The following is an 11,341-nucleotide window of genomic DNA, read 5'->3' on the forward strand; positions in this document are numbered from 1 at the left end:
TGTCACACTGGAGGTATTACGTGGGATATCTCACGGATGCAAACTTGCTGGAGCTTCCCTTGTTGGCGGTGAAACCGCTGAAATGCCCGGTATGTACTCTAGAGGACACTACGACCTCGCAGGGTTTACCGTAGGCATAGTTGAAAGGGATGACATATTACCAAAACTAGATCTCATACAAGCGGGGGACGTAATACTTGGTCTGCCTTCTTCGGGACTGCATTCAAATGGGTTTTCTCTAGTAAGGAAAATCCTCAAGGACCTAGATATAGATTATTCTAGCACATGTGTCTTTAGCGAGAAGAAGCTTACTTGGGCAGATGTTCTTCTGGAACCTACCAGAATATACGTAAACTCGGTGCTACCTACTTGTAATCTCCTAAAAGCCATAGCACATATTACCGGAGGTGGACTAATACATAATGTCCCGAGAATATTACCAACTCACCTCGCTGCTGAAATACATCAGGACTCGTGGCCAAGGCTGAATATATTCACCTGGCTAGAAGAGGCTGGAAATATTTCTAAGGAAGATATGCTAGAAACCTTTAATTGCGGCATTGGTCTTGTATTAGTCACTGCACGAGAAACTTCTGAGACATTGAGAGCTATGCTAGAAGAACTAGGAGAGACAGCACACGTCATAGGGGAAGTCATTCCCAGAAGCGAAAAACCTGTAGTTTTAGTTGGATAACGTACTTACATCCCTCAATGCTGTTTTGGAGAAACTCAAGGCTGTAGCACAGTATGCCGTGCTCGTCTGATGCTCTGGATCCAGACTATAAACGTCAAGACTTGAAAGAGCATTGGTGCTACAGCTCCGTACTATGCTATTTTTTCTTTGGGTCTATTGTTTCTCTATATATTTTGCCACCACAGCCTACAAAACACGTAGCGTGGTCACTTTTACATAGGTAATCGCATCTATCTGTAGTACAAATATTTCTTTTACTCGTATCATCCCCTATTTTGAAGTCAAACCCTACTGACGTGCTACTACTATTGCAGCTATGCTCTATCTCACACCTTGACTCACAGAATCCATCGCCTGCACATCCTGTATAACACTTTTCACGCTTACGGTAACACTCAGACTGCCTACTCTCTACCCTACTACCACCACCTATTTTTACCATGTCTTTTACTATGCCGACTACGTCTCTAACCACTCCTTCTTTTGATTCTTGTATCTGGCACTCTTTATTCTGCTTATCACAACTCCTCAGGCACTCGTTCCTCTTATATAGGCACTGATCTACACATCGTTGGCCTTCGGCTTTTGCATGGAAAGGAAGCGGCCTTGCTGGTGCGTCTTTTAGCAAGTTTGTTAAGGATCTAGATCTACATAAGAAGAATTGGCCTACGGGAAAAATATGCAAACATGGCGGTGGTAGTCTATCACCACAGCAGGTTTTGAAGGACTTTGTCCGGGAAACGCTCGGATATGGAAGCCAGAACTGGCCAACATCTACCGGTAGCACACCAAAACTATACAAGACGACAACGCTACAGCTGTAGCTAAAGACCTAGTAAAGGAACCCACCCCTGAAGAAAAAGCCACAGTAGCTGGTCTACTAGCCAAAACTATCGAAGGTGGTAATGACTGATAGAAGTTATGCTGAACTGTTCTTTTTTACAGTTTGCGGATGAAATCCCATGTAATTGTCTATTATACTCTTATGATCTAAGTGCGTGTATATCTGCGTAGTCGAGAGGTTTTCATGACCAAGTAACTCTTGAATCACTCTTATGTCTGCGCCTTCTAAAAACAAGTGAGTAGCAAAGCTATGACGCAGTGCATGGGGTGTTGTACTCTCAGGCAAACCCATATTTCTACGTAATGCCTGCATTCTATGTGCAAAGTATGTTCTATCAAGCACTTTACCACGCACCCCTAAAAATACATATGATGCTTTATCTCTGTAACCCGTACCATGAAATGGGCAACTCTCTATATACCCGTCTAATAACTTTTGCACCCAGGGCAATATAGGAATTATTCTCTCCTTCTTCCCCTTACCCAATACACGTACTGCATCAGCTTCTAGATCACCAAATCGCAATCCTACAGCTTCACTTATTCTTAACCCACAACCGTACAGGAAGGCAACAATTGCGGCGTCCCTTCGCGATGTCCAATGGATATTCGAGTTTTCACTAACCATCTTAAGCACATGTGACTTTTCCAAAACCTTTGGTAAGCCCCTGCGTACTATGGGGTTTACAATATGAAACACAACATCGTTTTTAATACTGTGTTTCCGCTGTAAATAGCGAAAAAAATTCCGTATAGCCGAAATAGCGCGCAAATTAGATACAGATTGCTTTCCCTCGTTGCAACGTAGAGTAATCCACCGTCTAAACTCCGTCATAGGAAGGTTTTCCATCTCTGTAAGAAGCACAACACCTTTCTCCTGTCTGATACCACACACAACCTGGAGAAAATCCCTTATATCCCTTAAATATGCTGCTACCGTATGCGGAGAGTACCTTTTTTCCTCTTCTAAACACTTAGCCCAAGCATCAACAACATCATATAAGTTTACAGCCACAACAACCCTCACCCCATTCTGCAAAAGATGCTATGCTATATACTCACTGTATCATAGGCTTTCGTATTGATTCGTCAGTTATGACTGCGCAATATTTAAATTCTACATACACTGTTCATGGCATTGGGTGTGCAGTACAAAATATTCACACTACGTAAAACGCTGTATTACTGCAGATATTCTGCATACACATAAAACCAAATTGGTTCATGCATAACATCTATCAGGCTTGTGCAGAGCTTAATTATTTCTAACAAAACCATTTGTACTTTTACAGTACTGTAGCAAGACAGTACCAGAAAGTTTTTTCTATTGATAAACCATAGCCTACGCTATACCATGCTGACGTGTATTTTTTGGCAGGCTAGGTGCAGGTCACAGTTTTAGGAGCGGGCGCGTTTGGAACAGCCTTGTCTGTTGCGCTTTATAATTCATGCTGTAGCGTTTCTCTTTGGAGCAGGAATGAGCGCGTTCTGGAAGAGTTGCGCAATACTGGAATGAACAACCTGTATTTACCCGGTTGTCCCGTGCCAAAAGAAATAGAGCTTGTACCAAATGTTGAGAGTGCACTGAAGTGTGCTTCTGTGCTATTGTTGTGTGTTCCAACACAGGAGTTGCGCAATTTGTGTAATGACGTGAAAAATACTGCTGCACTGGATGCTTCTGTACCAGTGCTAGTGTGTAGTAAGGGCATTGAGAATCAGTCTTTGAAATTTGCTGGAGAAGTCATAGAAGAACTTCTTCCTGATAATCCAGTGTTTGTTTTGTCAGGTCCTGCACTTGCAAAAGAGATGATTCATGGGCTCCCCTGCGCAATGGTGCTTGCAGGACGAGATGAATCTCTTGCAGCATCGCTCGCTGAAAAACTAAGCAGTACGGCCATGTCCATAGCTCCTAGCACTGACTATATAGGAGTGCAGATTGGTTCAGTGCTAAAAAATATCATTGCCATAGCATGTGGCATAGTCATAGGAAAAGGGCTAGGGTACAACGCTAGCGCCATGGTAGTAGTGCGGGGCATTGCTGAAATACAGGCTGTAAGCACAGCGAAATCTGGGCGTGTCGACCTGTCTACCATAATAGGTCTTGCGTGTTTGGGAGATTTAGTTCTCACATGCACATCTGCGAGTTCCCGCAACATGTCCTTTGGTCTTGCCATCGGAAAAGGACAGGATATTGCCTCACGTAATGATAGCTTGGTGGAAGGCGCAGAAAGCGCGCAGTCTATAGATCGCTTGAGTAATACACTCGGTATTCACCTTCCAGTATGCTCTGCAATAGCAAAACTTCTGAGAGGTGAGTTGGATACTGATCAAGTAATTAACCAATTGCTGTTCGCGTAATTTCAGAACCTACACTTTATATGCTCTGCAAAGCTTGTTAATAGACGCTTTCACGCGTGCCGATACTATGCTAGCACAGATACTGATGTACCTTAAAGATCGTGCTATAGGCTGTAATATAAAACCTGACTCACACACACGCACGTATGCAAAATATATTCATTGGCTAGAGATAGGCTCTACAGTATACGCATTACACATATGACAGTATTTGCTCTTATGCGCTCAAAGCTATGCCACTCCTAACTCGCTATTGTTTTGTTTGCCTATGAAAAAACAACATAGTTATGCGTATCTTCTCAATCTATGTTTAAGAGGAAATTCGTGCATAGAGTCGATTTTTCGCAGCTTTTAAAGGAAGAGCAGCTTAAGGAAACAATTAACAAAAAAAAGAGATAACCCTGCTAAAACCCCCAGAAAATATGTGACCTTAACACTGGAATCACACCTCAACGCATCAATAGAACGCAGCGCTCCCAATAGGAACGACCTAAACCGTGTACAAATAAAGATTTAAGTATGCAGAGTTCCAATATATACTCCTATCAGCACCACTATCCGGTGAATAGCCCCAGTATTTTCAGCTTTCTATGCAACGCTGAGCGCTCCATTCCAATAAACTCTGCTGTCCTAGAAACACTACCACCAAACCTAGATAACTGAGTCTTAAGATATTGTCGCTCGAATTCTTCCCTTGCCTTCCTCAATGGCGCCGAAACTATATGCGTGAAAACACTGTTGATAGGAGCACCGTTTACTATCTCCGCCGGTAAGTCATCTACTGTAATCACATCATGCTTAGTCTGCATAATCATGACCCATTCAAGGACATTACGGAGCTGACGCAGATTCCCAGGCCAACAGTATGACTGCATAGCCACTATTGCTTCCTCACTAATAGCACGCGGGAAAAGCCTCATCTTCTTACATATGCTTTTCATCATGTACTCACAAATCTCCGGAAGATCCGCACAATATTCCGAAAGCGATGGAACACGTATAGGGAAAACATTCAACCTATAGTAGAGATCCTCACAGAATTTGCCAAGCCTCACCTCATCTTCCATAATCTTAGAAGACGATGCAATCACTCTAGTATCAACAATCACAGGGATTTTACCACTTTCCCTATATATCCTACCTTCTTGAAGCAAGCGCATCAATCTAAGCTGCGCATCGTAGCGAAGGTCAGTCACCTCATCTATAAACAGAGTACCATGATTAGCTTGCTCTATAATGCCAACACTATGCGGCACAACGTGCTGCAACGAGCTATTCTCACCTTCACTACCAAAAATATTCTCCAAGTAACTATTTTCCGGTAGAATGGACGGACAAAAACTAACAAACGTACTTCCCCCACGGAATTTCTTATGAATTAACCTGGCCACAACCTCTTTACCAGTCCCTGGAGCACCAGTAATCAAAATTCTACTAAATGTGGAAGCAGCCTTGTTAACAGTGGACCTAAGGCTCTTTATCTGAGGAGAATTGCCTATAAGCTCATAATCCTCAAAAAAGGACCTCAATTCATCATTCTCCCTTCTCAGTCTTCCGGATTCTACAGCCCGCTTTACTACCAACTTTAATCTATTTTCCGTAAATGGCTTCTCGATGTAATCATACGCACCTATGTGCAATGACTTAACAGCAGTAGCTATATTGCCATGTCCACTTATCATAATGACGGGAAGACTCGGATACCGCTCTTTCAGCTTCTCCAATACACTTAATCCATCTATATCCGACCCCTTCAACCATATATCGAGAAGTACTATATCTGGCTCTCTTTCATACGCAAGTTTCATGGCTGACAACCCATCGGCTGCGACCCTTGTCACGTAGTTATCATCCCTCAATATATCTTGGATCATAGCTCTTAAATCAGCCTCATCATCCACGATTAGCACTTCGGGTATGTAAAATCTCTTTACCTTAGACATAAACCCCACACTCTTTTGGATTAGCCAACATTCTACTCTGCAGAGTAAAGATACGCTTAATCTTGTAAAAACAATACAGTACCTATTGCTTCTTCACTTTATGATATTTACATCACAACACAGCATGCAACCAAATAATGCAATTTATGCTACTTTTTTACAACACATTTACGCGCGCCTGTATAGAGTGCCCGTTTTTTCATGCAGATTTTATGCACTGACTCAGCGCTTACACGACATATATTACTTTATCCTAATATCATTCGCATCCCGCATGTCTATTTCCTTCCAAATGAAAAAATTATCAAAAATAGGATATTCCTTCATCAGGTTAAACCATGCCTCTAACGGGTTCTCCTCTGGTAGTCTTATTCTTAAACCACTGGATAAATCAACATCCCATCGCTTTCCTTCAACCCAGAATAAAGAAGAAATCATCGCCACTAACGCGGAGTCATCAGCAAGGATTGCGCGTACAAAATGCAAATCTTCCTTTGCATCATCACAGCAAATAGAAACAAGATTACAAAACCGAGGCGCTGAATTTACAATAACGTGCCCCGTATTATCGATAATTGAGTTTACCCCATGATGATTCCAATTAGCAAAGGCCTCGTACTCCTTTACATTAATGTTCAACACACCACTGTAAAGCAACCTAGTAATGGCAACGTCCTTAATCCACGGATTCCTATGCTTTATACGCATCTTAAGATCTTCCAGGCCTAAAAGCACTATCGACCTTTCGTTGTCTATGACGTATAGCACATCATTGGATTGTGCCATATAATTGCCTTTGACAACAACCTCTCTAATAGACAATCCAGCTTTCATCAACATATCAGAAAACGCTCGAAAAACGTCCTTTCCCGCTACAGCAACACTAACAGCACCGAGCAGTGTAGCCAGCGCTAGTATCCCTACTATAGCGGCATACAGCCAGAATCTTACAAGTCTACGCAATAAATTCCTACAACACGTCAAAATCGCATTGTATCGTTCTACAACAAACTTATACATTATCGAATAACACCCCACTTTGACCTATCATAACGCTATTCCCCCAACAAAACCCACTGAAGTAGGTATGCAGACTCATCTCATAATATGTGCAATACCGCATTACCTTTATGAAATACACTATAAACAATAAAAAGGAGAAAAAACGTATGCGAAGACACGTCAGCCGATATATACCCGTGCTCATCCTTCATAAGGCGTACACCCGTATAGACAATGTCTACATTATCAGCATTGAACCGCCTTCAAGCCAACATACCCTCAAATTGGTCCCAACAGTCCTTTTCAAGGGTTGTTCCATATACCTGATTTATCTCTAATATTCCGCAGGGAGAGGTTACATTTACCTCTAGCAGGTACCCTCCAAGAATATCTATGCCTGCAAATATAATCCCTGCTGCTGTTAACTTATCTCCTACCACGCGACATATTTCTCTATCACGCTCAGACAACTCTGTCATTTCTGGAACAGCACCTACTCTCAGATTCGTCCTTATCTCCCCGGAAGAAGTCACCCTACGCTTTATCGCACCTATAGGCTTGCCATTCAGTAATACAACCCTCTTATCATCTTCTACAGATGGTATAATTTGCTGTATCACAACCTGTGTACCATACCTTGCCACCATAACGTCGAATATCACCGCAATATCGACATTACCACATATCCTGATTACTCCATCTCCCCCATAGCTATACAAGGGCTTTATTACTACATCACCACATTCTCGGTAAAATGCACATGCCTCTTGAGCACTTTCGGTAATCAGAGTAGGCGGTATGAATTCAGGAAATGATAGTGGCAGCAATTTCTCAGGAGAGTCCCTTATAGCTTTTGGGTCATTTACAAAAAGTACACCATATAATCTCTCTAACAGATATGTATTAGTAATATAGCGCATATCAAACGGGGGGTTCTGCCTTACAAACAGTATATCCAACCCTTCTAGCGACAACCGCACCCTCTCTCGCAGGTGTAAAGAGTTTTCTCCTATATCCACAGAGTGGGCTGTAGCAACAACCTCACCTCTCGAGAATGAGAGATCACGCGGCTGGTAGAAAAACACATCGTGCCCCCTGCGCTTGCTCTCTTGTATAAATTGCACAGTTAGATCTCTGCCGACAACTACATCAGCATCCATCTGAAATGCAACCTTTAACAATACCTACCCCTAGTGACGCAATCTGCTGTACTTCAATCTTACGTAGCTTATAACTTGCTTAACCCCACGGACACGCTTTGCTATCGCGACTACAGCATTAAGCTCTTTTTGGCTTTGTGCTATACCCATTAGATACACTACTCCGTCGACAGTGTTGACGCTATAGTTCATCGACTTGACCCCAGCACGTGCGACCATGCGTGCCCTTACCTGTGCACTAATTGCAGTGTCAGCTGCATAAGACTTGAGTGTAGTAGCATCCAAATTCACAACAATCTCGTTTGCCACTTCCTTCACATCTCTCTGCTGCCACGCTACCTTTTCCGCCTGTAACCTCTTCTCTGGTGCATCTACACTGCCCACAAGTAAGACCCTTCCTTCACTCACCTTTACCGTGATTGAAGAAAATATACCGTGCTTAAATAGCTCCCTGTTGATCCCCATAAGGATTGAAGCATCGTCTATAACATCACCTACAGAGCGCTCTTGCATTGCAACAACAGCTCCTGTAGCCACGGCAAGCCCAGCAACAACCGCACTGCAACCAGTCTGCGTACCTGCTATTAACAGAACCGCCAGTATTACAGCGCCTAACCTCTTGCCCATGTGTATTAACCAATGCACAACGTTAGTTTTATAAACAAAACACAGCCTCGTGTAAACAAATAATGCCTACCAACATAACCAAGCAGCCCTATACCTACCGATAAAAACACCGCACCTAACCGCAATTTCCCTGTCAAAACCCCTTGTACAACGAGAGGGCATCATGCCATCCCCCGTCCTCTGTTCCCTATTGTTCAGTATTAACCAGTCTTCAATAGGTATTGCCAAACTCTGTGACTTAACCATGGGTGCATACACAACCAGAACTTCTCTCTCACCATGTACAGATTTGCAATCCTCCAATACATTAGAAATTTTCCGTAGCATTAGACAATATTGTGATAGAAAATGGGAGTGGGATTGGTCTTCCAGAGTATTTAGCATGAACATGTACAGAACACATTTGTGTAACGCACTTAATTTATCTCATGTAGGACAAGAGGTAACGCTATCAGGTTGGATATTTAGAAAACGCGATCACGGTGGTATTTTATTCATCGATTTAAGGGATTTCTATGGGATAACACAGTTGGTGTTAAATGAGTCTTCAGATCAAGAACTGTTTAATCACGCACGTTACATAGGGTTAGAGAGCGTCATCACTGTAAAGGGAACTGTCGCAGCACGTGGTGAAGATACAATAAATACCTCACTAAGTACTGGGCACGTTGAAGTAGCTGTGCATACCCTAGTTACGGAATCTGCAGCTGATGCATTGCCTATACACGTACCAACAAGTACTAATCATCCCGAAGACTTGCGGCTGAAATACAGGTTTTTGGATCTGCGGTGCGACAAGGTAAAAAGCAACATGTTACTCCGTTCTGCTGTGATTTCTGAAATGCGGAAAGCAATGGAAAATCGCGGGTTTATAGAGGTACAAACACCGATATTGACTGCGTCATCTCCCGAAGGAGCAAGAGATTATCTCGTACCTAGCAGAGTGCATGCTGGTAAGTTTTACGCGCTACCTCAGGCTCCACAGATATTCAAGCAGCTTCTGATGGCAAGCGGTTTTGATAAGTATTTCCAGATTGCTCCATGTTTCCGTGATGAAGATGCTCGTGCAGATAGATCTCCTGGCGAATTTTATCAGCTCGATGTTGAAATGTCTTTTGTCACACAAGAAGATGTATTTTCAGTAGTGGAACCCGTATTGCGCGATATATTTACGAAATTTGCTGGCAATAGGAGCGTATCGCCCACATTCCCGAGGATTACCTACAAGGACGCTATGCTGCATTATGGAACTGATAAGCCTGATTTAAGAAACCCCATAGTAATAGCGGATGTATCTGAAGTGTTCCTTCACTCTAACTTTAAAACATTTCAAGAGGGAGTTGCTCGTGGCATGGTTGTACGTGCTATACCAGCTCCGAATACTTCAGAACATCCCCGTAGTTTTTTTGATAGCAAGGTGGAATACGCCAAAAAGATAGGAGCCCGGGGGTTAGGCTACATAACATTTTCTACAGATAACACCGCAAAAGGTCCAGTTGCTAAATTTTTGAATGACATCGAATTAGCAAATATCCAAGCGTTAGCTGGTGTTGGACCTGGAGACAGCGTATTTTTTGTCTCTGACGCTGCAACCAAAGCTGCAGAACTCTCAGGCAGTGTTAGGGAGTTACTGGGAACAGAATTGAATCTAATAGAGAGGGATACTTTTAAATTCTGTTGGATAGTAGATTTTCCTTACTTCCAATACGAAAACGGTAAGCTAGCATTTTCACACAACCCATTCTCTATGCCTCAGGGTGGGTTAGATGCTCTTTCTAGCTCCAACCCTCTCGACATAGTCGCCTATCAATACGACATAGTGTGTAACGGTATTGAGATATCCAGCGGTGCCATAAGAAATCATAAACTTGACATATTGTATAAGGCATTCTCCATGGTTGGTTATAGCCCTGAAACAGTAGATGCTGAATTTGGGGCTCTAACGCGTGCTTTTAGGTTTGGTATCCCTCCACACGGAGGTATTGCACCGGGTGTAGATAGGATAGTAATGCTGTTGGCTGATGTACCCAACATTAGAGAAATTATATACTTCCCTCTAACTCAAATGGGAGAAGATTTGCTAATGGGAGCTCCATCTGAAGTTAATCAAAGCCACCTGAAAGAGCTGTCTCTAGCATTGAATATTACCCAAAAAGCTGCGGGAAAAACCATCTCCTAAGGGGATAAAACATCATCTACTGGAGGCCTATATAATCAATGTGGGGACATGCGGGAAATAAATATAGGCCAAACGTCTCAGCATATTGTACAACTAACATACGAGGTAGCATCACAAGCGCTTGGACCGACCAATGCGATTTCTTTCATCACAGTAGTCTGATAGCAGAGCACTATATACACTGTTTATGTGTTCTAGAAACTCACTGGTGATGCTTATCACTACAAGCAGTATGCAATACTTATACCTAAATATGGAACAATGTGCCAGACATTCTGTAGGATTATAGATAAGCATTTCCGCACAATTAGCTATGCCAAAAGCAACTCATCCCTTGGTATTCTCATATTGCGTCAAAATATGAGAGATTGTTGTTTCAGCAATACTTTGCGAAGTCATTCCTCCACACGGAGTCAAAACCCAAGCAGAGGAAATCATACCACGAATATCTTCATGACCTGTCTCCTGCCTCACTAGTATTATGCTCTTACCTTGACACTTAAGTTCTTCTGAATCACTCGACGTAAAAGCCACA

General features: G+C 42.6%; 11 protein-coding genes. 3 read left to right on the forward strand and 8 right to left on the reverse strand.

Translation table 11 applies throughout. The features are described 5' to 3' along the window. Positions 1-694: phosphoribosylformylglycinamidine cyclo-ligase (gene purM / locus KPX09_RS02465; RefSeq protein WP_249548808.1), on the forward strand; the 694-nt coding region annotated here is incomplete at its 5' end. Positions 695-830: 136 nt separating this feature from the next. Here purM and KPX09_RS02470 read toward each other — a convergent pair. Together KPX09_RS02470 and KPX09_RS02480 are read right to left on the reverse strand one after the other, a co-directional pair. Beyond that, a complete protein-coding gene (locus KPX09_RS02470; RefSeq protein ID WP_410518476.1) occupies positions 831-1,496 on the reverse strand; it encodes a hypothetical protein in 666 nt (221 codons plus the stop codon). 117 nt (positions 1,497-1,613) lie between these two features. Further along, complete coding sequence (locus KPX09_RS02480; RefSeq protein WP_249548810.1) at positions 1,614-2,552, reverse strand: tyrosine recombinase XerC; 939 nt, start codon at positions 2,550-2,552, stop codon at positions 1,614-1,616. Between the two features lie 368 nt (positions 2,553-2,920). Between KPX09_RS02480 and KPX09_RS02485 the strand changes: the two genes are divergently transcribed. Beyond that, the gene (locus KPX09_RS02485; protein WP_249548811.1) at positions 2,921-3,895 is read left to right on the forward strand and encodes an NAD(P)H-dependent glycerol-3-phosphate dehydrogenase; all 975 of its coding nucleotides are present in this window, start codon (positions 2,921-2,923) and stop codon (positions 3,893-3,895) included. Between the two features lie 554 nt (positions 3,896-4,449). Here the strand turns inward: KPX09_RS02485 and KPX09_RS02490 are convergent. The 5 genes from KPX09_RS02490 to KPX09_RS02510 form a co-directional block, all read right to left on the reverse strand. Next, entirely contained in the window at positions 4,450-5,838 is a 1,389-nt protein-coding gene (locus KPX09_RS02490; protein ID WP_249548812.1) for a sigma-54-dependent transcriptional regulator, read from the reverse strand. 243 nt (positions 5,839-6,081) lie between these two features. Continuing rightward, positions 6,082-6,858 carry a cell division protein FtsQ/DivIB gene (locus KPX09_RS02495; protein WP_249548813.1) on the reverse strand — a complete coding sequence of 259 codons (777 nt, stop codon included), beginning with the start codon at positions 6,856-6,858 and terminating at the stop codon, positions 6,082-6,084. Between the two features lie 245 nt (positions 6,859-7,103). After that, entirely contained in the window at positions 7,104-8,021 is a 918-nt protein-coding gene (gene gshB, locus KPX09_RS02500; RefSeq protein WP_275973603.1) for a glutathione synthase, read from the reverse strand. A 9-nt stretch (positions 8,022-8,030) separates the two neighbouring features. After that, positions 8,031-8,627 carry a BON domain-containing protein gene (locus KPX09_RS02505; protein WP_249548815.1) on the reverse strand — a complete coding sequence of 199 codons (597 nt, stop codon included), beginning with the start codon at positions 8,625-8,627 and terminating at the stop codon, positions 8,031-8,033. Between the two features lie 66 nt (positions 8,628-8,693). After that, the gene (locus KPX09_RS02510) at positions 8,694-9,017 is read right to left on the reverse strand and encodes a hypothetical protein (RefSeq protein ID WP_249548816.1); all 324 of its coding nucleotides are present in this window, start codon (positions 9,015-9,017) and stop codon (positions 8,694-8,696) included. On the opposite strand from KPX09_RS02510, the gene aspS reads away from it, so the two are divergent. Next, positions 9,010-10,806, forward strand: a complete 1,797-nt coding sequence (aspS, locus tag KPX09_RS02515; RefSeq protein ID WP_249548817.1) for an aspartate--tRNA ligase — start codon at positions 9,010-9,012, stop codon at positions 10,804-10,806. The genes KPX09_RS02510 and aspS overlap by 8 nt on opposite strands. 327 nt (positions 10,807-11,133) lie before the next feature. Here aspS and KPX09_RS02520 read toward each other — a convergent pair. Beyond that, a partial coding sequence (locus KPX09_RS02520; protein WP_249548818.1) for a hypothetical protein occupies positions 11,134-11,341 on the reverse strand: 208 nt, incomplete at its 5' end.

The sequence above is a fragment of the Anaplasma phagocytophilum genome (assembly GCF_023476575.1).
Lineage (GTDB): Bacteria > Pseudomonadota > Alphaproteobacteria > Rickettsiales > Anaplasmataceae > Anaplasma > Anaplasma phagocytophilum_A.

Coding starts and splice junctions, on each gene's coding strand:
- KPX09_RS02495 (WP_249548813.1), bottom strand. CDS start 6,858: ATGTATAAGTTTGTTGTAGAACGATACAATGCGATTTTGACGTGTTGT.
- KPX09_RS02510 (WP_249548816.1), bottom strand. CDS start 9,017: ATGTTCATGCTAAATACTCTGGAAGACCAATCCCACTCCCATTTTCTA.
- aspS (WP_249548817.1), top strand. CDS start 9,010: ATGAACATGTACAGAACACATTTGTGTAACGCACTTAATTTATCTCAT.
- KPX09_RS02505 (WP_249548815.1), bottom strand. CDS start 8,627: ATGGGCAAGAGGTTAGGCGCTGTAATACTGGCGGTTCTGTTAATAGCA.
- KPX09_RS02490 (WP_249548812.1), bottom strand. CDS start 5,838: ATGTCTAAGGTAAAGAGATTTTACATACCCGAAGTGCTAATCGTGGAT.